Here is a 26653-nt window from a genome sequence, read left to right on the forward strand (position 1 = left end):
AATAGGACTAACTACTCTCAAGGTCATGGCAGCACCCCCGGACCCCGCCGCGCCCCGCACCGACGCCGACTCCGCCTCCGACCCGGATTCCGCGGAGGCGGCGGCTCTGGCCACCCGCAGTCTGCAAGGTCTGTCGACCGAGCTGACCGCGCGCGTGCCGCAGCTCCTCGAAGCCATGCGCTCCGTGGGGACCGGCCTGGAACTGCACACCACCCTGGACCGGATCTGCGAGACGGCGGCCGAGCTCGCGGACGCCACGTACGCGGCGATCGGCGTCGTCTCCGAGGACGGCGACATGCTCTCCGACTTCGTCTACCACGGCGTCGACCAGGAGACCGCCGCGCGCATCGGGCACCTGCCCGACGGGCACAAGGGGCTGCTCGGCGCGCTCATCCGCGAGCCCCGGCCGGTGCGCCTCGCCGACCTCTCGGACGACCCGCGCTCGTGCGGATTCCCCGCGCACCATCCGCCGATGCGGACCTTCCTGGGCGTCCCCATCCGCGTACAGGGAGAGATCTTCGGAAACCTGTACCTCACGGAGAAGCACGGTGGCGGCGAGTTCAACGACGACGACCTGAACATGGTCCGGGTGCTCGCCACGGAGGCGGGCATCGCCATCGGCAACGCACGCCTGTACGAGGCGGCCCGGCAGCGCGAGCGGTGGATCGACGGATCGGTGGCCGTGACCACCGAGCTGCTCTCCGGGGGCGACGCGGAGGACGCCCTCCAGGTGGTGGCCGAACAGGCCCGCCAGCTGTCCGACTCGGCCGCCGGGATCGTGCTGCTGCCCGCCGAGGAGGGCGGCATGGAGATCGTCGCCGTCGCCTCCGACGAGCCGAGCGCCATGCTCGGCGTGGTCGTGCCGCCGGAGAGCGAGATCGTCGCCGCGCTCCTCGACGGGCAGGCGGTGTTCATCGACGACGCGGCGGGCGACCCGCGTGTGATGACCCGCTTCGCGAGCGGTTTCGGACCGGCCATGATGCTGCCGTTGCAGAGCGACGGCCGCGTGCTCGGGACGCTCGTGACGCCCCGCGCGCGTGGGGGACGGCCGTTCACCGAGGCGGAGCGCACGCTCGCCACCCAGTTCGCCTCGCAGGCCGCGCTCGCGCTGATGATGGCCGAGGCGCAGCGCGACCGGGAGCGGCTCGCCGTCTTCGAGGACCGCGACCGGATCGCGCGCGACCTGCACGACCTCGTCATCCAGCGGCTCTTCGCCACAGGGATGATGCTGGAGACCGCCCAGCGCCGCTCCGTCGTGCCCGAGGTGCAGGCCGGGATCGGCAAGTCCGTCGACGAACTCGACACCACCATCCAGGAGATCCGCACCGCCATCTTCGCGCTCCAGCAGGGGCCCGCCGAGGCTCCGTCCGGGCTGCGCACGCGGGTGCTGCGGGAGATCAACATGGCCGCCGTGCCGCTGGGCTTCAAGCCCTCGCACCGCTTCCTCGGCCCGGTCGACACGGTCGTCGGCGAACTCACCGGCAAGAACCTCATCGCCGCCCTCAGGGAGGCCCTGTCGAACGCTTTCCGGCACGCGCAGGCCGACCACATCGACGTCGTCGTGGACTCCGGCATGATCCTGCCGGACGGGCAGCAGGGAGTGCGGCTGACGGTCGCCGACGACGGGGTGGGCATCCCCGAGGGCGGCCGGCGCAGCGGCCTGAAGAACCTCAAGCGGCGTGCGGAGTCGCTGGGCGGCGACAGTTGGTACGGGCCCGGCATCGGGGACGACGGGGGCGGGACGACGGTGGTGTGGCAGGCGCCGTACTGAGGTTAGGGGGCGGATGTTCTGAGGTTCGGGCGCGGACGTCCCGAGGTGGCGGTACCTGAGTTGGCGGTACGTTTCTGCGCCGTCCGGGGCACCGCGTGCCCCGCCCGTACCAGTCCTGCGAGAGGCCGCGCGCGTGGCGGGTGACGATCCGGGACATGCGTCCAGGACCCCGCCGCTCCAGCCGCTCACTCCTCGTGCCGGCGCTGTTGATGTGCGCGCTCGTCGCCCTGGGCGGCACGCCCGCCCTCTCCGAGGACGGGGAGGGCCCGGAGCCGAGTGCCGAGGTGGCACGCCTTCTTGAGCAGGCGTCAGCGGCGTCGCAGCACTACGAGGAGGGGCGCCGGGCGGCGGCCATCCAGCAGTCGCGGGCACGGAAGCTGGAACGGCTGCTCGCGCGAGAGCGACGCGAGATCGCCGCGCTCCACGACGACCTCGGCCGGATCGCCCGCGCCCAGTACCGCAGCGGCGGCGACATCCCGCTCACGGCGCAGATGCTGCTCAGCGACCGTCCCGCGGAGCTGATGCACGGTCAACGTGCGGTGCTGCAGGCCGACCTGGCGGTGAACAACGCCGTGGAGCGGAGCCAGCGGGCCGAGCGACGTCTCGCGGCGGGGCAGCGTACGGCGACGGCCGCGTGGCACTCCCTTGAGGCGCGCAACGTGCGGCTCGCGCGTCTCAAGGAGAGCATCGGGACCAAGCTGGAGACGGCCCGCGCTCAGTTGCAGAGCGAGGCCGACGTATCGGCTTCGGCGGGGCGGTGTCGCGGTGCCGTGCGCCTGCACCAGCCGAAATTTCGCACCACGCGCGCGTGGCTGCCCCCGGTGGCGTCGTACCAGCTGTCCGCGGGCTTCGACAGCGCGGGTGCGCACTGGGCGCACCGGCACACCGGGCAGGACTTCGCGGTCGGCATCGGCACGCCGGTGCGGGCCGCCGGGGCCGGGAAGGTGGTCAGCGTGTCGTGCGGCGGCGGCTTCGGCATCGAGGTCGTCGTGCGCCATCCCGGCGGCTACTACACGCAGTACGCGCATCTGGCGGCGGCCGCCGTCGACCAGGGCGAGAAGGTCGCGGCGGGCCAGTGGATCGGGCAGGCCGGCACCACGGGCAACTCGACGGGGCCGCACCTGCACTTCGAGGTGCGGCTCACGCCGTATCTGGGGTCGGGGATCGACCCCGTGAAGTGGTTCGCCGAGCGGGGGGTCAGGCTGTAGCGCGGCCCGGTGAGGTGGCTCGCCAAAGGGTGGGCAGGCCGTGGCACGGCCCTGTGGGGTGGCTCGCCGACGAGGGGGTCAGACCGTGGCGCGGCCGTACGAGGTGGCTCGCCGCAGGGGACGTCAGGCCGTGGCGTGGCCCTGCGAGGTGGTTCGCCGGAGAGGGCGTCAGGCCGTGGCGCGGGCGGCCAGCAGCTGCTCGATGACGCGGGCGACGCCGTCCTCGTTGTTGGTGTCCGTCACGCCTGTCGCGGCGGTGAGCACGTCGGGGTGCGCGTTGCCCATCGCGTAGGAGGTGCCCGCCCAGGCCAGCATCTCCATGTCGTTGGGCATGTCACCGAACGCGACGACCTCCGCCGGTGAGATCCCGCGCTCGCGGCAGCACAGTTCGAGCGTGCTCGCCTTGGAGACGGTGCGGGCGCTGATCTCCAGCAGGGCGCTCGGGCTGGAACGGGTCACGGCCGCCAGATCGCCGACCGCGGTGCGGGCCAGCGTCAGGAACGCGTCCGGGCCGAGCTCGGGGTGGTACGCGAGCAGCTTGAGCACCGGCTGATCGGCGACGTCCGAGTCCGTGGACTGCTCACCGAGCAGCTTCTCCGCAGGCGCGACGCTCTCCCCCGGCTCCACGTGCAGCGGCGGATACGTCGGCTCGTGGTGCAGTCCACCGGTCCGCTCGACCGCGAACGAGGTGCCCGGCGCCGCCGCACGCAGGATCCGTACGACCTCCAGGGCGTCCGGGACGGCCAGCTCGCGGATCTTGACGAAACGATGCTGCCCGGGGCCGCCGTGCAGATCCACGACGGCCGCGCCGTTGCCGCAGATCGCCAGGCCGTGGCCGTGCACATGGTCGCTGACGACGTCCATCCACCGGGCCGGGCGGCCGGTCACGAAGAAGACCTCGATCCCGGCCTCCTCGGCGGCGGCGAGCGCGGCGACCGTCCGCGGGGAGACGCTCTTGTCGTCGCGCAGCAGCGTGCCGTCGAGGTCCGTGGCGATCAGCCGGGGCGCGGTGGGGGCCGGGATCCGGGGCCCTGGAGTCGATGAGGTCACCGCCCCATCGTCGCGCATATGCGCGCACGGCCGTGCGGCGGGTCGCGCAGATGAGTACCCTGCCGGCCCACGGGCCCCGCCGGACCCACGGCGTGACGGCATCGGTTTCAGCCGAGCTGGGCGAGCGCCTCGGTGGCGATCCGCTCGAAGGTCTTCAGGCCGGCGGCGAACGGCGTCTCCGGGATCGGCCAGTGCACGACGAGCTCGGTGAAGCCCAGCTCACCGTGGTGCCCGGCGAAGTCCACGAACGCCTCGACGGACTCCAGCGGCCGGGCCCGGTCCGGGGTGAACCCGGTGAGCAGCACCTTGCCGAGTTCGGCCACGTCCCGCCCGATGGCGTCACAGGCGGCACCGAGCTTGCCCAGCTGTCCACGAATGGCCTGAATCGATTCTTGGGGCGTGCCCTTCCCGCGGTCTGCGACGCCGGGTCAGTCGCGCCGAATGTGTTCGAGTTCGACGTGGCGATGGGTGAGAGGAAGCGAGGCCAGCGCCGCCGTGAGCAGGATTCCGGCGGTGCAGGCCGTGAGGAGAGGGAGGCCGTCGCTGTCCCAGTGGACGGTTCCGCCTCCGGTGATCAGGTAACTGGACTCGGCGAGACGACCGGCCACCAAGGCTCCGACGAGGCCGACGGTGAGCGGCAGCAGGACCTGGATGCACTGGGACATGCGAACCGTCAGGGGGCGGGCGCCGAGGAGATTGAGCGTGGCGAGCCTGCCGCGGTTCTCCATGGCGCGGTCGGCGGCGGACACGGCGAAGGCGGCGACACCGATGGCGAGGCCGAGGACGATGCCCGCCGCGAGAAGACTTTTGACCACGGTGATCTGCTGCAGGGAATCGATGTTGACGCCCACGGCCTCGATCTCCGCGGTGGGAGCGATGGCGCCGAGGCCGTCGAGCACCGTACGCACGGTGTCCGGGGTGGAACGCGACATCAAGAGGAACTGCCCTGTCGCGGGTCGCTGCCCCTCCGGGAGCAGGGAGGGTGGGACGAGGACGTCCGCGCCGGCGAAGGCCGAGGGCTGACGCGCTCTGATGGCGAGGGTTTCACGTGGAACCGTGACGCGGAACTTCTCTGTCCTCCCCGTGGTCGACTCTTGCCCGCCGTCCGCGCGCAGGAGGAACGGGTACGTGCGGCCGGGCCGGGCAGCGAGGTCTTCGGCCATGTCGGAGTCGGTCAGGCGTTGGATCCTGCCGTCCACGCACCCCCGGGGCGGCACCGCGGTGAACGCCGCGAGCTGGCCGCAGTCGGCGACCACCGCGGTGATACGGGGCGTGGTGGAGCTCGCCGTCGGAATCCAGGAGTCCATGGCGAGGGCCTGCGACCGGACACCGTCGACCTGACGCATGCGGTCGCGCTGACTCTCGCTCAGATCGCTGAAGGGAAGAGCGTATTCCTGGGTGGGCGCGGTGGGGCGGCTGACGTGGGCGAGTTCGACGAGGACGCCCTGGGCGAGGGACGTGGCGTAGACGAGGAGGACGAGGCCGGTGACCACGCGCAGGGAACTCCCCGGCTCGACTTCGTTTCGGCGCATGGCCAGGGCAAGCGGAAGCGACTGAGTGGTGCCGGCGAGCCTGCGGGCGAGCCAGGCCGTCGCCGGTCCGAGCGCGAGGACGAGGCCGGCCCCCGTGAGCAGGACACCGACGGGGACGAGCACCGCGCCGGCCGGTCCGTCGGAGGGATCCCGGCCGAGGGCCCCGAGCGCGCAGTAGCCGCAGATGACACCGAGCCCCGGCAGGAGCAGCAGCATCCCGTACTTCTTCGGGGGACCGGGCTGGACGCCCCGGCGCACCCGCAGTGGACTGAGTGCGGCCTCACGGGCACGGTGGCGCCCGACGAACCAGGCCATTCCGGGGCAGACGACCAGACACACGGTGAGGGTGGAGACGGACGGCCGCCCGTCGGGTGGGTACCACTGAAGTCCCGGCAGGCCGACCTGGGCCAGCAACTCGTTGGCCAGTGCGTACACGCCGACGCCGAGGAGCGCGCCGAGGAGGGCGGCGGCCACTGTCTCCACGGCGTTGATCCGCAAGGTGTCCTTCACGCTCAGCCCGAGCAGGCGCAGTGCGGCCAGTCGGCGTGCTCTGCTCTCGGCGGAGAGCCTGGCGCACACGGACAGGAACACGGCCAGCGGCAGCAGCACCAGACAGCCCAGGGCGAAGCGCAGGATGTCCAGGGTGGAGGAGTCCACAGCGGGAGTCGGGGCCCATTCGGATCCGAAGCCCGCCAGCGGGCGTGCCGAGGAGGGCAGTTGGCCGGGTGCGCGGCCCAGATAGGCATACAGCTCGTCGGGGCCGGTGAGACCTTCGGGGCCGATGGTTCCGGTGATCCGGCCGGGGAGGAGGCCGGCGAGGTCGGGCTGTTCGGCCAGGATCGCGCGCAGCCGTGGGGAGACGAGCACCTCGCCGGCCTTCGGCAGGCGCACGATGCCGGGTGGGTGGGCCGCACGGCCGCCTGCCGGGTGACTGACGAAGACCCGGGTGAACGGCTGCGAACCGTAGGGGTCCTGGCGCGTCAGAAAGACGGTGTCCTCGGCGGACCGAGCATGCGGAACGCCCGTCACCGGCTGCGGTGCGCGCGCCGCGGCCCGGCTGTCGTGCGCCGCCAGGATCGCGGGGATGGTCAGCACCGCGGCGAGACAGGCGACGCCCATCGCGCAGCCGAGAGACATCAGGAGAAAGCGGGCCTGCCCTCTGCGGCCGGTCCCGCGCAGAAGTCGCAGCCCGATCAGGAGCGTGGTGCCGGACCGCGCCGTCACACCACGGCCCGCCTGGCCAGGGCACCGTCGGCCATCGTGTACCGGCTGTCCGCGCGGGCAGCCACCGAGGCATCGTGCGTCACCATGATCACGGCGGTGCCCTGGGACCGCGCCAATGCCAGGAACTCCTCCAGCACGGCATCGGCGTTGGCGCTGTCGAGGGCGCCGGTCGGCTCGTCCGCGAAGACCACGTCGGGCCGGTGCACAAGAGCCCGGGCCACGGCGACCCGCTGACTCTGGCCCCCTGAGATCTGTGACGTTCTGCGCTGCCGCAACTCCGCGAGACCCAGGCGGTCGAGAATTTTCCCGGCCTCCTCGTGCGCCTGCCCCTTGCGCCGACCGGCCAGGCGGAGCGGTAGCGCCGCGTTCTCCACCACGGTCAGCTCCGGTAGCAGCTCTCCGTACTGGAAGACGAACCCGAACCGTTCTCTGCGTACGGTGCTCAGCTCGTCGTCACCGAGTCGCTGGAGCGGCACGCCGTCGAAGGAGACCTCACCACGGGTCGGTGCCACGATCCCGGCCAGACAGTGGAGCAGCGACGACTTCCCCGAGCCACTGCTGCCCATGATCGCGCAGACCTCTCCGGGACTCAGCGCGAAGTCCACTCCGCTCACGGCTCTGTGCGAGCCGTAACACAGCTCCACACGCGTCGCGCGAAGGATGGCTTTCATGGTGACCGGTACCTCTCCGTGTCTCGACGGCCCCGCGGCCCTGACCCGGCGGTGGGGCCCGACTGCCGTCCGGCCCCACCACACCGTCCGTGCCGCTACCTCTGGTAGTGCTTGGTCACAGAGCAGTTGTCCGGATGGGTCGAGCCTCTGTCGCGACACATCCGGACCCAGGCGTCCTTGGTGAGTTGCGCGGCCCCGTCATAGACGACCTTGTCGAGCGGGACGGTCTTTCCTTGCTTGCCGTTGAAGCGATTCCAGGAGTAGCCCTCGACCTTTGCCTGCGCGTAGACGTTGTTGCCGTCGCTTTTCGACGTGTCGGACAGGTCTCCTCTGAGGTGGAAGGCGCCGTGGTTCTGTCCGCGGGGTTCCCACGTGTAGGTGCCCCTGGTGAACGCCGCGCCGCTGGTGTCCAGCTTGGGGATGGAATGCCAGGCTCCGGCGAACGCGGTTCCCATTCCTCCGATGAACAAGGCAGTGGCGACCGTCGCTGTTGCCAGTTTTCGCACGCTTCCTCCATGTGTGACCGCCCGACCAGATGTAACGGAGAGTATCGATTTGACTCCGAAGGGCCCATAGTTGGGATCTTGATTCCTCCCATCCGGTGAACCAGGGAGGATCGATGACGCGCCCCGCTGAACGGGAGGTCATGGGCCTTTTCGAGCAGGGCGAAAAGGATCTGTTGATTGCCGCGGAGGGGCCGCTGCCCGAGGCGGGTCGTCCGGCACCTGCGCCGGTGGGCCGTTGCTCAGCACCGTAGGCTCGGCCTCATGGAACTTCGTCTCAGCACCGTCATCCTCCCCGTCGACCGATGGCACGAGGGAGGCCGTGCGAAGTGGCGGTCCGCTGAGGAGCTGGGGTTCCACGCCGCCTACACCTACGATCACCTGTCCTGGCGCACGTTCCGGGACGGGCCTTGGTTCGGGGCGCTCCCCACCCTGACCGCCGCGGCGACCGCGACCGAGCGGCTGCGTCTGGGCACGCTCGTCACGTCTCCGAACTTCCGGCACCCGGTCACGCTCGCCAAGGAACTGATCTCCCTCGACGACGTCTCAGGCGGGCGGATCACCCTGGGGATCGGCGCCGGCGGCACCGGATTCGACGCGACGGCACTCGGCCAGGAACTGTGGACGCCGCGTGAGCGGGCCGACCGCTTCGGTGAGTTCGTACCTCTGCTCGACCGGCTGCTGACCGAGGACGCCGTGTCCTGGGCGGGCGACCACTACACGGCGGTCGAGGCGCGCAACGTTCCCGGCTGCGTCCAGCGTCCGCGGCTGCCGTTCGCGGTGGCCGCCACCGGCCCGCGCGGGATGCGTCTCGCCGCCCGGCACGGACAGGCGTGGGTGACGACGGGGGATCCGAAGCTCTTCGAGAACGGCACGCCCGAGCAGTCGGTCCAGGCCGTGCGCGGCCAGATCGACCGGCTCACGGCCGCGTGCACCGAGCTCGATCGCAACCCGGACGAGCTCGACAAGATCATGCTCACCGGCTTCACCCCGGACCGCACGAGCCCGCTGGAGTCCGTCGACGCCTTCGTGGACTTCGCCGGCCGCTATGCCGAGCTGGGCATCACCGAGCTCGTGGTGCACTGGCCCATCCCCGACTCGGATTTCGCGGCCGACCAGGCCGTCTTCGAGAAGATCGCCGTCGAGGCCGCGGCCCAACTCCGCTGAACGCTGACTGAAGCCGGGGCACCTCAGCCGGTTCGGGCAACCCCGGCGCTCAACCGGGCGGGCCTCCTCAGCGCACCCGCCCGCTCAACCACCGAGTGAGCCCGATCATCGGCAGGTACTCCTTGTACGTGCGGTCGCCGGGGAGTGGCACGATGAGGCGGTAGCCGGGCGGGAAGCGTTTGCCGCGGACGTGGGCGAGGTCGGTGTAGCAGGAGCGCAGGAAGGCCGGGACCTCGTCGCGCGGGATGTCGTGGAACTCGACGCCCTCGACCGTGATCAGCGCGTCGTCCTCGGGGAAGAGCCGGACGTCGATGCGGGGTGTGCCGCCCAGTTCCACGTGGGCCTCGTGGGGCAGGGAGCCGTCGGGGTCGGTGGTGACGCCCAGGCCGGCGTGGCTGCGGCGGGAGGTCTGGTCGGCGCCGATGTCGTGCGTGACCTCGATCTCCAGGTTGAACTCACGGGCGACCTCGCGCAGGGCTGCGACGGCCGTCTCCGTGGTGGGCAGGTGGGGATACGAGGAAGCGTGCCTGTGGTCCATACCTGTTGATGATGCCTCAGCGGGTACGGGCGTGGGCCCGGGCCTCAGGAGAAGCGCAGGTAGCGCGGGGGTACGGCGGCGGTGAGCCAGACGCCGTTGGCACTCAGCCGGAAGACGTGGCCGTCGCGGTGCATCGCGCCCGCGTCCACCGGCAGTACGACCGGGCGGCCGCGCCGGGCGCCGACGCGGGTCGCGGTCTCGCGGTCCGCCGACAGGTGCACGTCGTGCCGGTCCATGGGGCGCAGGCCCTCGGCGCGGATCGCGTCGAGGAAACGGGCGACGGTGCCGTGGTACAGGTACGCGGGCGGTTCGGCCGGCGCGAGTCCCAGGTCGACGTCGATGGTGTGGCCCTGGTTGGCGCGGATCCGGGTGCCGTCGATCGTGAAGCGCCGCTTGTCGTTCGTGGCGACGACGTGGTCCAGCTCGGCGCGGGTGATCCGGAACCGGTGTGCGGCGGTGGCGGCGAGCAGGTCGTCGATCTCCACCCAGCCCGCCTCGTCGGGAGCGAGGCTGAGGCGCTCGGGCTGGTGGCGCAGGTGTTTCGAGAGGTACTTCGACACCTTCACCGTGCGTTGTTCGTCCATGGCGTCAGGGTGCCGGACGGTCCGTGAAAACTCCTCCGGATTTTTTGGCTCGCATGTTTGATCCACAAGCAAGTCCAGTTATCCACAGGGGAATTGACGAATCTGTGGACAACTGGCATGCGGTACACGGCACTTGAGTAATTAAGCGCTACTTGTTGTGACTTGTCGTCAATGCGTCCAATGTCCGTGCTTGTACCTCGCGTTGGGCGGCAGCCGCGACGAACGCCGAGACGTTCTCGGCCCCAACCAGCGCACTCACGGCGCGCATTGTCTCCGCTGGTACGGCGACGGACTGCGGCTCGTCGGCGGGCGGGGCGACCGGTCCTGCGGACAAGTGATGGTGCAGATGACGGGTCGCGAACAACCGCATGGCCCGGGCCAGTTCGGCATCCACCGACTGCTGAGCGAGCGGCCGGAGCCTGCGGACCAGGGCAGCGGCCTCGGCGGCCTCGGCGTCCGTCGGTGGCTGTGGACCGAGATAGCGCGCGAACACGTGCTCGGTGGTGAACTCCAGGAAACGCGCCGCTATATGTTCGACCTGACCCCTCAACTCCCGCAGATGGTTGGAGATCGCGGAGAGCGGCACACCCGCCGCGTACAACTCGACGGCCACCGCGAGCTCTTGAGGGCTCGGGACGAGGAACTCGTCGTCCTTGTCCGGTACGCGCTCCAGCACCCCGAGTTCGATCGCGTCGCGCACCGCGGCCTCGTCGGGATCGCCGCCGAAACGCTCGTCGAGCTCGGCCCGGGTGATGCGGCCCGCCCGCTCGTCCGTCCACGGCTTGTCGACCTCGGCGACCAGACCGAGGACCCCGCCGAGGCCCCGGCCGGCGTCCCACGCCTCCAGGAGTTCCTTGATGGAGGCCAGCGTGTATCCCCGGTCGAGGAGATCGGCGATCTGGCGCAGCCGGGCCAGATGCGTGTCCGTGTACACATTGGCCCGGCCGCGACGCTCGGGGCGCGGCAGCAGGCCGCGGTCCTGATAGGCGCGGATCGTGCGGACCGTGGCGCCGCTGTGGTGGGCCAGGTCCTCGATCCGGTACTCGGCGGCCGGCTGCCCCGCTCGCTCCGTCACACCCCACGTCCCTCGGTCGTACCGGTCACTCGGCGGAAGGTCCCGGTCCGCTCACGCGATCGCCGAACGGCCGATCGCTCCGGCCGCGGCCCTGGCCGCGGGTGAGACGGCCAGATACTCGACGGCCTTGCGCAGCGAACCCTCCTGCGAGGGATGGTACGACCGGCGCAGATAGCGGGGTATCGCCGCACCCAAGTCGCGCCATGCGGGCAACAGGCCCCTGCGCGCCGCCCGGTTGTGCTCCGCGAGCGAGTAGCGCAGGCGGCCGGCGAGCTGCGGGTCGTGGCGGATCAGATAGGCGGCGCCCCAGCCCCACAGGTAGAGCATCACCGGCGCGGTGACGGCCATGGCGGCGACCCGGCGGGCGTAACGCGGAAGGCCCGTGCCGCCGCAGTGCTGGTACATGTCGAAGGCGACCGAGCGGTGCTCGACCTCCTCCGCGCCGTGCCAGCGCAGCAGGTCGAGCATGATCGCGTCGCAGCCCGCGCGGTCGAGTGCCTCGGCGTGCAGCACCCAGTCGCCCAGGACCGCCGTGAACTGCTCGATCGCCGCGACGACCGCGAGCCGGTGACGCAGCCACTCCCGCTCCGGTATCGGCAGCCCCAGCGGTGGCCGCTCGCCGAGCAGCCGCTCGAAGAGGAAGTCGACGTACTTGGTGTAGTCCGCCGTCTCCAGCTTCTGGGCCGCCAAGTGGTCCAGTACGTGCGCGTGCTGGACGCTGTGGGTCGCCTCCTGCCCCATGAACCCCTTCACGTCCTGGAGGAGCGCCGGGTCCCGGACCAGGGGCAGACCCTCCTTGAAGACCTTCACGAACCAGCGCTCGCCCGCGGGCAGCAACAGATGCAGCACGTTGATGACATGGGTGGCCGTCGGCTCGTCCGGTATCCAGTGCAGGGGCGTCGCCTCCCAGCCGAAGGAGACACGGCGCGGGGTGATCGTGTGGTGCCCCGGGTGCTCCGCCGCCGTGCTCACAGCGGGGGCTCCAGCCGGGCGACGGCGCGCAGGGCCCTGGGCGTGAAGCGCGACATGAGATGGGCGCCGCGGGCCTCGGGGGTGACCGGGACGACCGCCTTGTTGTGCGCGACGGCGGCGAGGATCGCGTCGGCGACCTTCTCCGGCGGGTAGTTGCGCAGACCGTACAGCCGCGAGGACTTCTTCTGCCGGCGCTCCTCCTCCGCGCTGTCGGCGCCGACGAACCGGGCCGTCGACGTGATGTTCGTGTTCACCAGGCCGGGGCAGATCGCGGAGACGCCGATGCCCTGTCCGGCCAGCTCCGCGCGCAGGCACTCGCTGAGCATCAACACCGCGGCCTTGGAGGTGGAGTAGGCGGGCAGGGCCTTCGAGGGCTGGTACGCGGCCGCGGACGCGGTGTTCACGATGTGGCCGCCCTGCCCGCGCTCGGCCATCTGTTTGCCGAACAGCCGGCAGCCGTGGATGACCCCCCACAGATTCACGTCGAGGACCTTCTTCCAGTCCTCGGGGGTGGTGTCGAAGAAGGAGCCGGACAGGCCGATCCCCGCGTTGTTCACCAGGACGTCCACCACGCCGTACTCCGCGGCGACCTTCTCCGCGAGCTTCTCCATGGCCTGCTCGTCGGAGACGTCGACGGTCTCCGCCCAGGCCTCGGGGGCGCCGATGAGCCGGGCCATCTCGGCGGTGCGGGTGGCGCTCTCGGCGTCCCGGTCGACGGCGATCAGGCGGGCGCCGGCCTCGGCGAACGCGAACGCGGTGGCCCGCCCGATGCCGCTGCCCGCCCCGGTGACGAGCACGAGCTGACCGCCGAACCGGTCCGCGTACTTGCCGTCGGCCACCTTCTGCTGCGCAGGCACCCCGTCGGCCAGCTCCTCGGTCGCGGTGACGAACTCGCCGATCCAGGCGGTGAGCTGGTCGGGCCGGGTGCGCGGCACCCAGTGCTTGGCCGGGATGGTGCGGCGCGTCAGCCGCGGCGCCCACAGCTCCAGCCGGTCGTACAGCTTCGGCGACAGGAAGGCGTCCCCGAGCGGCGTGATGAGCTGCACGGGCGCGTGCGCGTACGCGTCCTCTCGCGGGTGGGCGAGCCGGGCCCGGACGTTGTCCCGGTAGAGCCAGGCGCCGTGCGCGGCGTCCGAGGGCAGCGACGCCGTCGGATAGTCACCGGCCGGGATCCGCTCCACGCGCTCCAGGATCTTCGGCCAGCGCTTGCCGAGCGGCCCGCGCCAGGCCAGCTCCGGCAGGACGGGCGTGTGCAGCATGTACACGTACCAGGACTTGGCGCCCTGTCCGAGCAACTGGCCCACCTTGCGCGGCGTGGGCCGCTTCACCCGCTGCTTGATCCAGTGTCCGAAGTGGTCGAGGGATGGGCCCGACATCGAGGTGAAGGACGCGATCCGGCCCTCGGTGCGGCGGACCGTGACGAACTCCCAGGACTGCACCGAACCCCAGTCGTGGCCCACCACGTGGACCGGCCGGTCCGGGCTCACCGCGTCGATGACCGCCACGAAGTCGTCGGTCAGCTTCTCCAGGGTGAACCCGCCGCGCAGCGGCTTCGGCGCGGTGGAGCGTCCGTGGCCCCGGACGTCGTAGAGCACCACGTGGAAGCGGTCCGCGAGGCGCGTGGCGACCTCCGACCAGACCTCCTTGGAGTCGGGGTAGCCGTGGACGAGCACGACGGTCGGCCGCGCCGTGTCGCCCAGCTCCACGACGCACAGCTCGACGCCGCCCGTGTGCACGACGCGCTCGCGCGCTCCGTGGATCGTCGTCAGGTCCGTCATCAGATGCCCTCCGCCCAGCGCCGCACGTGCGGCAGATCGTCGTCCAGCCAAAAAGCGCTCTCCTGGGGGTCCGCGGAGTCCGTGACCACGAGGATCTCCTCGAACTTGGCGCCCGTGCCCCGGAATCCGAGGTGGGGTTCCACCGCCCACAGGCCGGGCTGCGGCGGATGGTCGGAGAACCGGTACGGCGACCACAGCGGCGACCAGCCGTCCCGGTGCCCGTGCAGCGCGTCGCTCGCCAGACCCTTCAGCGACTGGGTGCCGAAGCCGAAGAGCGTCGGGTTGAGACGGCGCTCCCTGACCCGGTCGACCTTGTGCGCGATCACGCCGAACGGATAGGCCCGGTGCCGGTTCGCATAGCCCTGGCGCACCATCAGCCGGTCGACGCTCTCGTAGATCTCGCGCAGCGGGCGCCGCTCGCGCACCTCGCGCAGGATCAGCTCGCGGTGCGCCTCCAGGTCGGCGAGCAGCTTGTCGTGCAGGGGATTGAGCCCGAGACAGCCCGAGTAGCCGATGTCCGCCGTGTATCCCTTGAAGACCGGGGCCATGTCGAGGATGAACGGCATCCCCGCCTCCAGCCGGCGGTTCGTGGGGAAGAACTGCAGCGGTACCCGGAAGTTCGCGAACGCCGTGCGGTCCCCGAACCAGGCGAAGGGCAGATGGAACCAGTCCCGCACCCCGCGCTCGCGCAGCCACTCCCGCTGCATCCGCGCGGCCTCGCGCTCGGTCACCCCTGGCTTCAGCTGCGCCGCGACCGCTTCCGCGCACTCGTACGCGAGCGTCTGCACTTCCCTGAACCCCCGCAGCTCCGCGGAGAGTTCAGGCAGTACCACTGCTGAGGTCATGCCACCGTCCGTCCGTGTCACGGCCGCCCGGACCCGGTGCCGGGGCCGTCGCCGTACGCGCTCGTAACTTGACACTGATGAATGTGACAATGGCTGACGGCGACGTCAAGGGGCCTGCGCGGATCTGTGGATTACCTGCCGGTTGTGGACAGGCGCGGTCCCCGCCGCCGGGGAACACCCTGAGCCCGAGGGGCTACTCGGGGATGACCCCTACGGACCCGTAATACTCAGGTCTCATACGAGGTCGACACCCTGGTCTGACGCGTCGTGTGGCGTGCGCCACTACCTTCGATGACGTGACTGTGATCGCGACCGAAAGCCTGAGCAAGCGGTTCCCACGGGTGACCGCGCTTGACCGGCTGACCATGGACATCGGGCCCGGAGTGACCGGGCTCGTGGGTGCCAATGGAGCCGGCAAGTCCACCATGATCAAGATCCTGCTGGGTCTGTCTCCGGCGACGGAGGGCCGTGCCGAGGTGCTCGGGCTCGACGTCGCCACCAAGGGCGCCGAGATCCGCGAGCGGGTCGGATACATGCCGGAGCACGACTGCCTGCCGCCCGACGTCTCGGCCACCGAGTTCGTCGTCCACATGGCGCGCATGTCCGGCCTGCCACCGACCGCGGCCCGCGAGCGCACGGCGGACACCCTGCGCCACGTCGGCCTCTACGAGGAGCGCTACCGCCCCATCGGCGGCTACTCGACGGGCATGAAGCAGCGGGTGAAGCTGGCCCAGGCCCTCGTCCACGACCCGCAGCTGGTCTTCCTGGACGAGCCGACGAACGGCCTGGACCCGGTCGGCCGCGACGACATGCTCGACCTGATCCGCCGGGTGCACAGCGACTTCGGCATCTCGGTGCTCGTCACCTCGCACCTGCTCGGCGAGCTGGAGCGCACCTGCGACCACGTCGTCGTCATCGACGGCGGCAAGCTGCTGCGCTCGAGCTCCACCACGGACTTCACCCAGTCCACGGCGACGCTCGCCATCGAGGTCACCGACAGCGACGAACACCCGGACGGCACGGCCGCGATGCGCGAGGCCTTCGCCCTGCGCGGCATCGAGACGACCACCGGCGGCGAACTGCCCGGCGCCGGCCACACGGTGCTCATCACCGCGCAGGGCGACGAGACGTACGACATCGTGCGCGACGTCGTCGCCGACCTCGGCCTCGGGCTCGTACGCATGGAGCAGCGCAGGCACCACATCGCGGAGGTCTTCCGGCCCACGGCCGAGCAGCCCGCGGCCGAGGAGCCTCTCACCGAGCGCGCCGCGGCCTGGGCCGCCACCGCCGCACAGCAGACGGGAGGCGCACGCGATGAGCGTTGAGCCCTTGAGCACGCAGATCCACAACATCGGCTACCGCCACTACGACGGCCCGCGCCTGGGCCGCTCCTACGCCCGCCGCTCGCTCTTCTCGCAGAGCCTGCGCGGCGCGTACGGACTGGGCCGCTCGGCCAAGTCGAAGGTGCTGCCGATGCTGCTCTTCGTCGTGATGTGCGTCCCCGCGCTGATCATGGTCGCGGTCGCCGTCGCCACCAAGGCGAAGGACCTCCCGCTCGACTACACCCGCTACGCGATCGTCCTCCAGGCGGTCATCGGCCTCTACGTCGCCTCGCAGGCACCCCAGGCCGTCTCCCGCGACCTGCGCTTCAAGACGGTCCCGCTCTACTTCTCGCGCCCCATCGAGCGCGTCGACTACGTGGCCGCGAAGTACGCGGCCATGGCGTCGGCCCTGTTCATCCTCACGGCGGCGCCGCTGATCGTCCTCTACGTAGGCGCTCTGCTCGCCAAGCTGGACTTCACCGAGCAGACCAAGGGATTCGGCCAGGGACTGGTGTCCGTGCTGCTGCTGTCGCTGCTCTTCGCCGGGATCGGCCTGGTCGTCTCCGCCGTCACCCCGCGCCGCGGCTTCGGCATCGCCGCTGTCATCGCCGTGCTGACCATCTCCTACGGAGCGGTCTCCACCGTCCAGGCCATCGCCGAAGCGCAGGACAACGGCGGCGCGGTGTCCTGGCTGGGCCTCTTCTCCCCGATCACCCTCATCGACGGCGTACAGACCGCCTTCCTGGGCGCCACGTCCGCCTTCCCGGGAGTGCACGGCCCCTCCGCCGGCCAGGGCGTGGTCTATCTGCTCGTCGTCCTCGGACTCATCGCCGGCTCCTACGGCCTGCTGATGCGCCGCTACCGGAAGGTCGGACTGTGACCGCCATCGAAATCGAGCACGTCTCCCGGTGGTTCGGGAACGTCGTCGCCGTCAACGACGTGACGATGACCATCGGCCCCGGCGTCACCGGCCTCCTCGGTCCGAACGGCGCGGGAAAGTCCACGCTGATCAACATGATGGGCGGCTTCCTCGCCCCGTCGAACGGCACGGTGACGCTCGACGGACAGCCGATCTGGCGCAACGAGCAGATCTACCGCCACATCGGCATCGTCCCCGAGCGTGAGGGGATGTACGACTTCCTCACGGGCGGCGAATTCGTCGTGGCCAACGCCGAGTTGCACGGCCTCGGCAAGAAGGAGGCGCAAGCGGCGCTCGCCACGGTCGAGATGGAGTACGCGCAGGACCGCAAGATCTCGACGTACTCCAAGGGCATGCGGCAGCGCGTGAAGATGGCCTCCGCGCTCGTCCACGACCCGTCGGTGCTGCTCCTGGACGAGCCGTTCAACGGCATGGATCCGCGCCAGCGCATGCAGTTGATGGACCTGCTGCGGCGCATGGGCGACGAGGGCCGCACGGTGCTGTTCTCCTCGCACATCCTCGAAGAGGTCGAGCAGTTGGCCTCCCACATCGAGGTGATCGTCGCCGGACGGCACGCGGCCAGCGGCGACTTCCGCAAGATCCGCCGGCTGATGACCGACCGGCCGCACCGCTATCTGATCCGCTCCAGCGACGACCGGGCCCTCGCCGCCGCGCTGATCGCGGACCCGTCGACGGCCGGCATCGAGGTCGACCTGAAGGAAGGCGCGCTGCGGATCCAGGCCGTCGACTTCGGCCGGTTCACGACACTGCTGCCGAAGCTCGCACGCGAGCACGGCATCCGCCTGCTCACCGTCTCGCCGTCCGACGAGTCCCTCGAGTCCGTCTTCTCTTATCTGGTCGCGGCCTAGTCACGGCACAGGAGGCCCTGATGTACGACCCCACTGTCGCCCGGCTCACCTACCGGGCTCTGCTCGGCCGCCGCCGGGCCCTCATCCTCTTCGCGCTGCCGCTGCTGCTCATCGTGATCTCCGGACTGGTCCGCGGGCTGACCGGAGCCGACGACCAGACCGCCGCCGACGTGCTCGGCGGGTTCGCGCTCGCCACGATGGTGCCGCTGATCGGTGTCATCGCGGGCACCGGCGCGATCGGCCCCGAGATCGACGACGGATCGGTCGTCTATCTGCTGGCCAAGCCGGTCAAGCGGCCCACGATCATCTTCACCAAGCTCATCGTCGCCATTGCCGTGACCATGGTGTTCTCGGCCGTCCCGACGCTGATCGCGGGCCTGATCCTGAACGGGAACGGGCAGCAGATCGCCGTCGCCTACACAGTCGCCGCCCTGGTGGCCTCGATCGCGTACGCCGCGATCTTCCTGCTGCTCGGCACGGTCACCCGGCACGCGGTCGTCTTCGGCCTCGTCTACGCCCTCGTCTGGGAGGCGCTGTTCGGCTCGCTGGTCGCCGGGGCGCGCACGCTCAGCGTCCAGCAGTGGTCCCTCGCCGTGGCCCACAAGGTGACCGGCGGCGACCTCGTCACCTCGGACGTCGGCCTGCCGCTCGCGACGGTGCTGCTGGTGGCCGTGACCGTCCTGGCGACCTGGTACGCCGGGCAGAAGCTGCGGTCGCTGAAGCTGGCGGGGGAGGAGTAGCCCCGGCCCGGCACGGCCTCGACGTCGGCCGGTGCGTCGGCGGGTCGTCGGCCGGTGGTCGGCCGTGGTGTCGGTCTTGATGTGGATTTGACCCTCCCACCCGCACACTGGTGGGAGGGCGCACTGCCCGATATGCACCTGTCCGCACCCGTGCGTACCCGCCCGCACACCTCACGCCGATACGACACCCGAGGAGGACCCGCCATGGCCGCGGAGCACGACGCCTGGGACGACGTGGTCCTGGATGCCGACTTCATACGCGACGCGGAGACGGCCGAGCCGTCCGCGCGGGCCCGCATGCTCACGGCCCGGTGGAGCAGGGAAGCTCCCGAGCCGCAGCCGTGGCGGTCCGACGAGCCGCCCGCCGGATGGTTCTTCAGCAAGGCGCGGCGCAGGAAATGGCGCCGTCGATGATCACCGGCGATTAATTCGGTGGCGGTGAACTCCGCGCCGGGGCACAGTAGTTGTGTCACCACGCCGGTTCCGCTCAAACACCGGCGTCCATCCACCGGGAGAGGAGCGCGACGATGTTGGTCAGTAGTCCGTCGAGCTCCCGACAGGGCAGCCCGAGGCGTGCTCCGGAGTAGTCACTGCACTCCGTGGAGCCCCGCCCTGGGGGCGCTGCCCGGGGCGGCCGCTTCGAGCACGTGCCCTTCGCGGCGCGTGGGCCGCCCACCCGGAGGATTGGCCGAGTGGTAAGGCAGCGGCTTGCTAAGCCGTCGTCGGGGTCGGTAGCCCCGCGCGCGTTCGATCCGCGCATCCTCCGCCTGCTGAACCGTACGAGGGTCAGGCCCGCGAGCAGCGGGTCTCAGCCCACCAGCAACCGTTCCAGCACCACCGCGATGCCGTCCTCGGCGTTCGACGTCGTCACCTCGTCGGCGACGGCCTTGAGCTGGGCGTGGGCGTTGGCCATGGCGACGCCGTGGGCGGCCCAGCCAAACATCGGGATGTCGTTGGGCATGTCGCCGAACGCGATGGTGCCCGCCGCCTTCACACCGAGCCGACGGGCCGCGAGTGACAGGCCCGTGGCCTTGGACAGGCCCAGCGGAAGCAGCTCCACGATGCCCTCGCCCGCCATCGTGACGCCCACCAGATCACCGGCCGTGGCCCGCGCGACCTCCGCGAGCTCGTCGTCGGTGAGGCCCGGGTGCTGCACGTACACCTTGTTCAGTGGCGCGGCCCACAGCTCGGAGACGTCCGTGAACGGGACGGCCGGCAGATGCCCCTCGCCCACCTCGTAGCCGGGGCCGACGATGACCTCGCCCTCCAGCCCGTCCCGGCTCGCGGCGAGCGCCAGCGGGCCGAGCTCCGCCTCGATCTTGGAGAGCGCGAGGCCCGCCAGCTGCCGGTCGAGCGTCACGGAGGTGAGCAGCCGGTGCTCCCCCGCGTGGTACACCTGCGCGCCCTGGCCGCACACCGCGAGTCCGTCGTAGCCGAGGTCGTCGAGGATGTGGCGGGTCCAGGGCACGGCCCTGCCGGTCACGACGATGTGCGCGGCACCCGCCGCGGTGGCCGCGACGAGCGCCTCACGCGTGCGCTCGGAGACGGTCTCGTCGGGCCGCAGGAGCGTTCCGTCGAGGTCCGTCGCGACGAGCTGGTACGGGAAGGCGGGGGCGGAGGGAGCGGGCTGGCTCACGTGACGTTCGGCTCCAGGCTGTACAGAGGTGCAGACGTACGGACCGCCGCCGACTGCCGCGGTCCGCCGAGGACTGCTCTTACTTGGGGTCCAGGGTGGTGCGTCCCCCAAGGTACGGCCGGAGCACCTCCGGGACGCGCACCGAGCCGTCGGCCTGCTGGTGGTTCTCCAGGATCGCCACGATGGTGCGCGGGACAGCGCAGAGCGTGCCGTTCAGCGTCGACAGCGGCTGCACCACCTTCTTGCCGTCGCGGTCGTCGCGCATCCGGATGGACAGGCGGCGCGCCTGGAAACCGTCGCAGTTCGAGGCCGAGGTCAGCTCGCGGTACTTGCCCTGGGTCGGGATCCACGCCTCGCAGTCGAACTTGCGCGAGGCCGAGGAGCCGAGGTCACCGGTGGCGACGTCGATCACCTGGAACGGCAGCTCCAGGCCGGTCAGCCACTGCTTCTCCCACTCCAGGAGACGCTGGTGCTCGTTCTCCGCGTCGTCCGGGTGGACGTACGAGAACATCTCGACCTTGTCGAACTGGTGCACGCGGAAGATGCCGCGGGTGTCCTTGCCGTACGTGCCCGCCTCGCGGCGGAAGCAGGGCGAGAAGCCGGCGTAGCGCAGCGGCAGCTGGTTCGCCTCGACGATCTCGTCCATGTGGTACGCGGCGAGCGGGACCTCGGAGGTGCCGACCAGGTAGTAGTCGTCCTTCTCCAGGTGGTACACGTTCTCCGCGGCCTGGCCGAGGAAGCCGGTGCCCTCCATGGCGCGCGGGCGCACCAGGGCGGGGGTCAGCATCGGCGTGAAGCCGGCCTCGGTGGCCTGGGCGATCGCCGCGTTGACCAGCGCCAGCTCGAGCAGGGCGCCGACGCCGGTGAGGTAGTAGAAGCGCGAGCCCGAGACCTTCGCGCCGCGCTCGACGTCGATGGCGCCGAGCGCCTCGCCGAGCTCCAGGTGGTCCTTGGGCTCGAAGCCCTCGGCGCCGAAGTCGCGGATCGTGCCGTGCGTCTCCAGGACGACGAAGTCCTCCTCGCCGCCGCGCGGGACGTCGGGGTGCACGATGTTCCCCAGCTGGAGGGCGAGTCGCTGCGACTCCTCCTCGGCCTCGCGCTGCTCGGCCTCGGCCGCCTTCACGGCGGCGGACAGCTCGCCGGTCTTCTTCAGCAGCTCCTGGCGCTCCTCGGGGGAGGCCTTGGGGATCAGCTTGCCGAGCGTCTTCTGCTCGTTGCGGAGTTCGTCGAAGCGGAGCCCGGACGACCTGCGCCGCTCGTCGGCGGACAGGACGGAGTCGACGAGCGCGACGTCCTCTCCACGGGCGCGCTGGGAGGCGCGAACACGGTCGGGGTCCTCACGGAGCAGGCGAAGGTCAATCACCCCTCCAGGCTACCGGTGCGCGGATCCGGGCCACGACCCGATATCCGGTGCGTTGCTTTATGCCCTATTTGCCGGAATGTGAATTGTGCGCGGAAGGTCGGCCCGTGGGGCGGGTCAAGGGAAACGCCCGTATTCCCTGGAAAGAGGCAGATCGGTCTCGGCGCCTTGACTCGACTCCCTTGCGTGGACGGGGACTTGGACTCCCGTTGTCCACAGAAACGCACAGGCTCAAGAGGTTATCCACAGGCTGTGAGAAAGGGCTGTGGATGCCGGAGGAGATCATTCCGAAAGCCGCATGTATCGCGAAGGATTCCCGTTCCAAACCCTCCTCATACTCACTTTCGGGTGGAATTGCTTCACTCCAAAGAGTTGATCAAGGGAAAAGAGTGGACGAGGGGTGACGTGCGTGGCTGTGGATGCACTTGCGGCCTGTAGGGCGATTTGTCGACCATGTCACGCCTTGCTGTCGACTTGTCCCCAGGTCGAGATGCGGACCTGTGGATAACTCTTGTGGACGAAGAAAATCCGCTGGTAGGACAGGGTGCGGAAGCAGGAAGAAGCCGGACTGGACGGTGGAGAATCCGCCCGAAACCCGCCTGGAACCCGCCTGGACCCCGCCCGAAACCCGCCTGGATCCCGGCTGGTCAGCCGGTCAGAACCGCCCGTCCTGGCAGCGCGCCAGCCAGTCCGACGCCGCCACGAACTCGCCGTCCGACGTCCCCGTCCGCGGCTCCCGCACATCGGCGACGGCGACCCCCGCCCGCGGATACGAGCCGAGGAAACGGACCTGCGGGCACGCCCGCTTCAGGCCCATCAGCGCCTCGGCGACCCTGCGGTCGGAGATGTGCCCCTCCGCGTCGATCGCGAAGCAGTAGTCACCGATGCCCTTCCCGGTCGGCCGGGACTGCAGCAGCATCAGGTTGACGCCACGGATGGCGAACTCCTGGAGCAGTTCCATCAGCGCACCGGGATGGTCCTCGCGCTGCCAGATGACCACCGACGTCTTGTCCGCCCCGGTCGGCGCAGCGGGCCGGGCCGGCCGGCCGACGAGCACGAAGCGGGTCTGCGCGTTCTCCGCGTCGTGGATCTCGGTGACCAGCGGTTCGAGCCCGTACGTGGACGCGGCGAAGGCGCCGGCGAACGCGGCGTCGAACCGGCCCTCCTGCACGAGCCGCGCCCCGTCCGCGTTCGACGCCGAGGACTCCCAGGTCACGTCGGGAAGGTGGGCCTGCATCCAGTTGCGGACCTGCGGCTGCGCGGCCGGGTGCGCGGTGACCGTCTTGATGTCGCCCAGCTTCGTGCCGGGCCGCACCAGCAGCGCGAAGGTGATGTCGAGCAGCACCTCGCGGTAGATCATCAGCGGCGCGCCCGCCACCAGCTCGTCGAGGGTGGTGGTGATGCCGCCCTCGACCGAGTTCTCGATCGGCACGAACGCAGCCTCGGCCTCGCCGCTGCGGACCGCGTCCAGCGCGGCCGGGACCGACACGACGGGCATGAGCTCCCGGGTGGCCGCCTCCGGAAGCGTGCGCAGGGCGACTTCGGTGAAGGTGCCTTCGGGACCGAGGTACGCATAGCTGGCTGGCATGAGGTCACCCTAATGGGCCTGGCCCCGCCCGGCTCACGGAAGCGTCACGCCTCCAGCAACGCCTGTCCCACGTACCCGCCCTTGTCCGCGCCGCCCGGCACCGCGAACAGCCCGCTCGCCTCGTGGCGGATGAACCGCGACAGCGCGTCGCCGCGGTCGAGCTTGCGCTGCACGGGGACGAAGCCGCGCAGCGGGTCCGCCTGCCAGCAGACGAAGAGCAGGCCCGCGTCGGGGACGCCGTCCGTGCCGATGCCGTCGTGGAAGGAGAACGGGCGGCGCAGCATCGCCGCCCCGCCGTTCTGGTCCGGACGGCTGATACGCGCATGGGCGTTGAGCGGGACGACGAGATCGCCGTTCCCGTCCGTTTTGTCGAGCTTCATCTCGGTGCTCTCGTCGCCCCCGGTCAGCGGCGCGCCCGTCGACTTCCTGCGCCCGATGACGGCCTCCTGCGCCGCGACCGACTGCTCCTCCCAGTCGTCGAGGAGCATCCGGATCCGGCGGACGACCGCGTACGAGCCGTGCCCCATCCACGCGGGCGACTGCGCCGAGCCCGACGCGGGCACGAAGATCCGCCGGTCGAAGTCGGCGTCGGACGTCTTCGGGTTGTCGGTGCCGTCGATCTGGCCCATCAGATTGCGGGTCGTCATCGGCCGGGCGGTGGCGCCGGGCGAGCGGTTGAAGCCGTTCATCTGCCAGCGGACCTTCGCCGCGCTCCCCGCGTCCTTCTGGATCGCGCGCAGGGCGTGGAAGGCGACGAGCCCGTCGTCGGCGCCGATCTGCACCCACAGGTCGCCGTTGCTGCGCGCCTTGTCGAGGTGGTCGGAGAAGAAGTCGGGCAGCGGGTCCAGGGCACCCGGGCGCTGCTTCTCCAGACCCGTACGGGAGAAGAAGCTGTGGCCGAAACCGAAGGTGACGCTGAGGGAGGACGGGCCCGCGTCTCGGGCGACATCGGTGTCCCCGGACGTCATCGGTTCGCCCGCCATCAGCCGCTCCGCCGTCGCCGACCAGCGGCGCAGCAGCGCGGTGGCCTCCTTGCGGCCCGCGCCCGCCGCCAGGTCGAAGGCGACGAGATGGCCGCGGGCCTGCATCGGCGTGGTGATGCCGGGCTGATGTTTCCCGTGAAACATCACCGCGTCGGTGCCGAGCGACGTCAACGCCTGCGGCTGCTCGGGGGAGTTCGAGGACGCCACGGCGTACCCCGCTCCCGCGCCGACGGCGCCCAGGGCGACGCCGGTCGCGCCCGCCGTACCGATCAGCCGGCGCCGGGTGATGCCGGGGGCCGCCGCGGTACCGCTCTCGGAGTCGGCCTGGGTGTCGGCCTGGATGTCAGCCATGGTGGTTCAGCCGATCTTCGCGTTCTTGGAGACAGTGATCTGATCGATGTCCGAGGTGCGCACGGTCACCTCGATCTTCCAGTCGCCGGCCACCGGGATCTGCACACCGCTCGCGCTCCAGTGTCCCGTGGCGATGCGGTCGGGCGTGACGGTGAGCGGCCCGATGTTCTTCGCCTTCAGGGTGAGGGCGACCTTGACCTCGGGGACGTCGAAGCCCTTGCCGTTCGGCCGCTGAACGTAGAGGTGCATGGTGTTGTCGCCGGTGCGGGCCGGTTCGATGTCCAGCAGCACCGTGCCCTTGCCGTCCTGGCCGCCGGTGTCGAACGGCACCTTCAGGGAGAGCGGCCCGGCCTGGGTCTGCGCGGCCGAGGTGGCGGACTTGGCCTCTTCCTCGGTGCGGCCCGGCTCGGTGGAGGTGAGCACCGTGGTGACGGCGAGCAGTACGACCGCGACGCCCGCCTCGGCGAGCACCGACCGTCGCAGGCCGAAGCGGTGCGGGTCGGCGTCCCGGACCCGCTTCTCGCGGGCGGTGGTCATCGCGGCGCGCTGCCGGGCGAGTTGGGCGGCCCGTCGCGGGTCGTCGTTGGTGCCTCCCGCGGCGACGGCGACCGGCTCCTTCTCCTCGGACACGACCTCCTCCTCGGAAACGACCTCCTCCGAGGAGACCGAGCCCTCCGAGGAGGCCGTGTCCGAGGAGTCCGTGCGCTGCTCCCCCACGGTCTCCGGCGCGGCCGCCGAGGCCGTGATCCGGCCGGTCCACCGCCGGGAGATCCCGGCGATGCCGACGAGCACGGCGACGAGCCCGACCTTGACCAGGAGCAGTTGCCCGTACGTGGTCCCGGTCAGCGCCGACCACGAGCCGACCTGCCGCCAGGACTGATACAGACCGGTGGCGGCCAGCACGACGACGCTGCAGAAGGCCACGCGCGAGAACCTGCGCACCGCCGACGCCTCGATGGAGGGCGCCCGGTAGAGCGCGACGAGCAGCGTCGTCAGGCCGCCCAGCCAGGCGGCGACGGCCAGCAGGTGCAGCACGTCGACGGGCATCGCGAGCCCCGCCTGGATGCCGGTGGAGGCGTGCTCCGCCATCGCCCAGGTGGCGCCGAGACCGGCGGCGACGACCGTGCCGCCGACGGCGAGACCGAAGGTGAGGTCCTTGATCTCCTTCTTGTCGCCGTCCTCGGCCCGCTTCACGTAGGCCCCGAACAGGACGGCGATGAAGAGCGCGGCCGCGGCGAGCAGCAGCAGCCGGGAGGTGAGCGCGGCGCCCGTCTTCGTCTGCAGGACCTGGCCGAGCAGCGCCATGTCGAAGATGTCGGCGACCTTGCCGGACCCGGTGTACGAGCCGCGCATCAGCAGTAGCGCGATGGTGGCCGCGGTGAGCGCGGTCCAGCCGCCGACCACGACTCGCTGCACCGGCTTGATCCCGGCACCGCGCGGCCAGCAGGCGAGCACGAACGCGGCGCCGCCGACGAGCAGGACGAAGCCCGCGTACGAGACGTAGCGCCCGGCACCGTAGAGCGTGCCGACGACGCCTCCGCCCGCGTTCTGGTCGGTGACCACGGCGGAGGTCTTGGACGGGGCGCCGATGGAGAACGTATAGGCGCCGGAGACGGGGTGGCTGTCGGCCGAGACGACCTGGTAGGCGACGGTGAACGTGCCGTCGGGCAGGCCCGCGTGCAGGCCCACCGTGTAGGTGGTGCCCTTCAGCCGGCCGACCTTGCCGTTGTCGACGCGCTTGCCCGACGGGTCGAGCACGCGCACCGCGCCGCTCGACATGGCGACTTCTTCGGAGAAGGTCAGGGAGACCTGCTTCGGCGCCTGCTGGACCACCGCTCCCTGCCCGGGATCGCTGCCGGTCAGCGCGGCGTGCGCGGACGCGGGAGCGGCACCGGCCAGGAGCGCGCCGGTGACGGCGAGAAACAGCAGTATCAGGTGCCGGAAGCGGGGAGCGATGGTCTTCACGT

General features: G+C 70.8%; 23 protein-coding genes, 1 tRNA gene and 1 pseudogene. 9 read left to right on the forward strand and 16 right to left on the reverse strand.

What is annotated here, in order from left to right; all coding sequences use genetic code 11:
• Positions 1-25: 25 nt before the first annotated feature.
• Together K377_RS11340 and K377_RS11345 are read left to right on the forward strand one after the other, a co-directional pair.
• Positions 26-1771 carry a GAF domain-containing protein gene (locus K377_RS11340; protein WP_111663099.1) on the forward strand — a complete coding sequence of 582 codons (1746 nt, stop codon included), beginning with the start codon at positions 26-28 and terminating at the stop codon, positions 1769-1771.
• Positions 1772-1926: 155 nt separating this feature from the next.
• Positions 1927-2979, forward strand: a complete 1053-nt coding sequence (locus K377_RS11345) for a M23 family metallopeptidase (protein WP_111663100.1) — start codon at positions 1927-1929, stop codon at positions 2977-2979.
• Between the two features lie 168 nt (positions 2980-3147).
• Here K377_RS11345 and K377_RS11350 read toward each other — a convergent pair whose 3' ends face one another.
• The 5 genes and pseudogenes from K377_RS11350 to K377_RS11370 all read right to left on the reverse strand — a co-directional run bounded on the left by K377_RS11350 (position 3148) and on the right by K377_RS11370 (position 7962).
• Positions 3148-4047: a Cof-type HAD-IIB family hydrolase gene (locus K377_RS11350; protein ID WP_111663101.1), complete on the reverse strand. Its 900-nt coding sequence runs from the start codon at positions 4045-4047 to the stop codon at positions 3148-3150.
• Positions 4048-4136: 89 nt separating this feature from the next.
• Positions 4137-4433 (reverse strand): annotated as a pseudogene (locus tag K377_RS11355) (LLM class flavin-dependent oxidoreductase); the annotation flags it as partial.
• 24 nt (positions 4434-4457) lie between these two features.
• Positions 4458-6698, reverse strand: a complete 2241-nt coding sequence (locus tag K377_RS11360) for an FtsX-like permease family protein (protein ID WP_237551501.1) — start codon at positions 6696-6698, stop codon at positions 4458-4460.
• Between the two features lie 83 nt (positions 6699-6781).
• Complete coding sequence (locus K377_RS11365) at positions 6782-7456, reverse strand: ABC transporter ATP-binding protein (protein ID WP_111663103.1); 675 nt, start codon at positions 7454-7456, stop codon at positions 6782-6784.
• Positions 7457-7551: 95 nt separating this feature from the next.
• Positions 7552-7962, reverse strand: coding sequence for a hypothetical protein (locus K377_RS11370; RefSeq protein ID WP_258395012.1), 411 nt, complete (start codon positions 7960-7962; stop codon positions 7552-7554).
• A 261-nt stretch (positions 7963-8223) separates the two neighbouring features.
• Between K377_RS11370 and K377_RS11375 the strand changes: the two genes are divergently transcribed.
• Positions 8224-9126 carry an LLM class flavin-dependent oxidoreductase gene (locus tag K377_RS11375; protein ID WP_111663105.1) on the forward strand — a complete coding sequence of 301 codons (903 nt, stop codon included), beginning with the start codon at positions 8224-8226 and terminating at the stop codon, positions 9124-9126.
• A gap of 67 nt (positions 9127-9193) precedes the next feature.
• On the opposite strand, the gene K377_RS11380 is transcribed toward K377_RS11375, so the two are convergent.
• The 6 genes from K377_RS11380 to K377_RS11405 form a co-directional block, all read right to left on the reverse strand.
• Positions 9194-9664: a hypothetical protein gene (locus K377_RS11380; RefSeq protein ID WP_111663106.1), complete on the reverse strand. Its 471-nt coding sequence runs from the start codon at positions 9662-9664 to the stop codon at positions 9194-9196.
• Positions 9665-9708: 44 nt separating this feature from the next.
• Entirely contained in the window at positions 9709-10248 is a 540-nt protein-coding gene (locus tag K377_RS11385; protein WP_111663107.1) for an RNA 2'-phosphotransferase, read from the reverse strand.
• Between the two features lie 148 nt (positions 10249-10396).
• A complete protein-coding gene (locus K377_RS11390) occupies positions 10397-11323 on the reverse strand; it encodes a MerR family transcriptional regulator (RefSeq protein WP_111663108.1) in 927 nt (308 codons plus the stop codon).
• Positions 11324-11374: 51 nt separating this feature from the next.
• The gene (locus K377_RS11395) at positions 11375-12295 is read right to left on the reverse strand and encodes a metal-dependent hydrolase (RefSeq protein WP_111663109.1); all 921 of its coding nucleotides are present in this window, start codon (positions 12293-12295) and stop codon (positions 11375-11377) included.
• Positions 12292-14073, reverse strand: a complete 1782-nt coding sequence (locus K377_RS11400; RefSeq protein WP_181512532.1) for an SDR family oxidoreductase — start codon at positions 14071-14073, stop codon at positions 12292-12294. Before K377_RS11400 ends, K377_RS11395 begins: the two co-directional genes overlap by 4 nt.
• Entirely contained in the window at positions 14073-14918 is an 846-nt protein-coding gene (locus K377_RS11405) for a M24 family metallopeptidase (RefSeq protein ID WP_111663110.1), read from the reverse strand. Before K377_RS11405 ends, K377_RS11400 begins: the two co-directional genes overlap by 1 nt.
• A gap of 302 nt (positions 14919-15220) precedes the next feature.
• Here K377_RS11405 and K377_RS11410 point away from each other — a divergent pair, with 302 nt between their 5' ends.
• From K377_RS11410 to K377_RS11435, 6 genes are all read left to right on the forward strand, one after another.
• Entirely contained in the window at positions 15221-16243 is a 1023-nt protein-coding gene (locus tag K377_RS11410; RefSeq protein ID WP_258395018.1) for an ABC transporter ATP-binding protein, read from the forward strand.
• On the forward strand, positions 16233-17120 hold the full coding sequence (locus K377_RS11415; RefSeq protein WP_111663112.1) for an ABC transporter permease subunit: 888 nt from the start codon (positions 16233-16235) through the stop codon (positions 17118-17120). Before K377_RS11410 ends, K377_RS11415 begins: the two co-directional genes overlap by 11 nt.
• Complete coding sequence (locus K377_RS11420; protein ID WP_111663113.1) at positions 17117-18028, forward strand: ABC transporter ATP-binding protein; 912 nt, start codon at positions 17117-17119, stop codon at positions 18026-18028. The genes K377_RS11415 and K377_RS11420 overlap by 4 nt, the downstream gene beginning before the upstream one ends.
• A gap of 20 nt (positions 18029-18048) precedes the next feature.
• Positions 18049-18768, forward strand: coding sequence for an ABC transporter permease (locus K377_RS11425; protein ID WP_111663114.1), 720 nt, complete (start codon positions 18049-18051; stop codon positions 18766-18768).
• 204 nt (positions 18769-18972) lie between these two features.
• Positions 18973-19182, forward strand: a complete 210-nt coding sequence (locus K377_RS11430; protein ID WP_111663115.1) for a hypothetical protein — start codon at positions 18973-18975, stop codon at positions 19180-19182.
• 264 nt (positions 19183-19446) lie between these two features.
• A tRNA-Ser gene (locus tag K377_RS11435) sits at positions 19447-19534 on the forward strand.
• Between the two features lie 42 nt (positions 19535-19576).
• Here the strand turns inward: K377_RS11435 and K377_RS11440 are convergent.
• The 5 genes from K377_RS11440 to K377_RS11460 form a co-directional block, all read right to left on the reverse strand.
• Entirely contained in the window at positions 19577-20404 is an 828-nt protein-coding gene (locus tag K377_RS11440; protein ID WP_111663116.1) for an HAD family hydrolase, read from the reverse strand.
• Positions 20405-20483: 79 nt separating this feature from the next.
• On the reverse strand, positions 20484-21767 hold the full coding sequence (gene serS, locus K377_RS11445; protein WP_111663117.1) for a serine--tRNA ligase: 1284 nt from the start codon (positions 21765-21767) through the stop codon (positions 20484-20486).
• 652 nt (positions 21768-22419) lie between these two features.
• Positions 22420-23352 carry a prephenate dehydratase gene (gene pheA, locus K377_RS11450; protein ID WP_111663118.1) on the reverse strand — a complete coding sequence of 311 codons (933 nt, stop codon included), beginning with the start codon at positions 23350-23352 and terminating at the stop codon, positions 22420-22422.
• A 44-nt stretch (positions 23353-23396) separates the two neighbouring features.
• The gene (efeB, locus tag K377_RS11455; RefSeq protein ID WP_111663119.1) at positions 23397-24686 is read right to left on the reverse strand and encodes an iron uptake transporter deferrochelatase/peroxidase subunit; all 1290 of its coding nucleotides are present in this window, start codon (positions 24684-24686) and stop codon (positions 23397-23399) included.
• A 6-nt stretch (positions 24687-24692) separates the two neighbouring features.
• Positions 24693-26651, reverse strand: coding sequence for a copper resistance CopC/CopD family protein (locus K377_RS11460; RefSeq protein WP_111663120.1), 1959 nt, complete (start codon positions 26649-26651; stop codon positions 24693-24695).
• Positions 26652-26653 lie beyond the last annotated feature (2 nt).

It is taken from the genome of Streptomyces sp. PsTaAH-137 (assembly GCF_003259365.1).
Classification (GTDB): domain Bacteria; phylum Actinomycetota; class Actinomycetes; order Streptomycetales; family Streptomycetaceae; genus Streptomyces.

What these genes read in the sequence shown, in the direction of transcription:
- K377_RS11340 (WP_111663099.1), top strand. Translation starts at nt 26, where the DNA reads ATGGCAGCACCCCCGGACCCCGCCGCGCCCCGCACCGACGCCGACTCC.
- K377_RS11350 (WP_111663101.1), bottom strand. Translation starts at nt 4,047, where the DNA reads ATGCGCGACGATGGGGCGGTGACCTCATCGACTCCAGGGCCCCGGATC.
- K377_RS11380 (WP_111663106.1), bottom strand. Translation starts at nt 9,664, where the DNA reads ATGGACCACAGGCACGCTTCCTCGTATCCCCACCTGCCCACCACGGAG.
- K377_RS11415 (WP_111663112.1), top strand. Translation starts at nt 16,233, where the DNA reads ATGAGCGTTGAGCCCTTGAGCACGCAGATCCACAACATCGGCTACCGC.
- K377_RS11365 (WP_111663103.1), bottom strand. Translation starts at nt 7,456, where the DNA reads ATGAAAGCCATCCTTCGCGCGACGCGTGTGGAGCTGTGTTACGGCTCG.
- K377_RS11430 (WP_111663115.1), top strand. Translation starts at nt 18,973, where the DNA reads ATGGCCGCGGAGCACGACGCCTGGGACGACGTGGTCCTGGATGCCGAC.
- K377_RS11400 (WP_181512532.1), bottom strand. Translation starts at nt 14,073, where the DNA reads ATGACGGACCTGACGACGATCCACGGAGCGCGCGAGCGCGTCGTGCAC.
- K377_RS11360 (WP_237551501.1), bottom strand. Translation starts at nt 6,698, where the DNA reads ATGTCTCTCGGCTGCGCGATGGGCGTCGCCTGTCTCGCCGCGGTGCTG.
- K377_RS11345 (WP_111663100.1), top strand. Translation starts at nt 1,927, where the DNA reads ATGCGTCCAGGACCCCGCCGCTCCAGCCGCTCACTCCTCGTGCCGGCG.
- K377_RS11425 (WP_111663114.1), top strand. Translation starts at nt 18,049, where the DNA reads ATGTACGACCCCACTGTCGCCCGGCTCACCTACCGGGCTCTGCTCGGC.
- K377_RS11385 (WP_111663107.1), bottom strand. Translation starts at nt 10,248, where the DNA reads ATGGACGAACAACGCACGGTGAAGGTGTCGAAGTACCTCTCGAAACAC.
- K377_RS11375 (WP_111663105.1), top strand. Translation starts at nt 8,224, where the DNA reads ATGGAACTTCGTCTCAGCACCGTCATCCTCCCCGTCGACCGATGGCAC.
- pheA (WP_111663118.1), bottom strand. Translation starts at nt 23,352, where the DNA reads ATGCCAGCCAGCTATGCGTACCTCGGTCCCGAAGGCACCTTCACCGAA.
- efeB (WP_111663119.1), bottom strand. Translation starts at nt 24,686, where the DNA reads ATGGCTGACATCCAGGCCGACACCCAGGCCGACTCCGAGAGCGGTACC.
- K377_RS11405 (WP_111663110.1), bottom strand. Translation starts at nt 14,918, where the DNA reads ATGACCTCAGCAGTGGTACTGCCTGAACTCTCCGCGGAGCTGCGGGGG.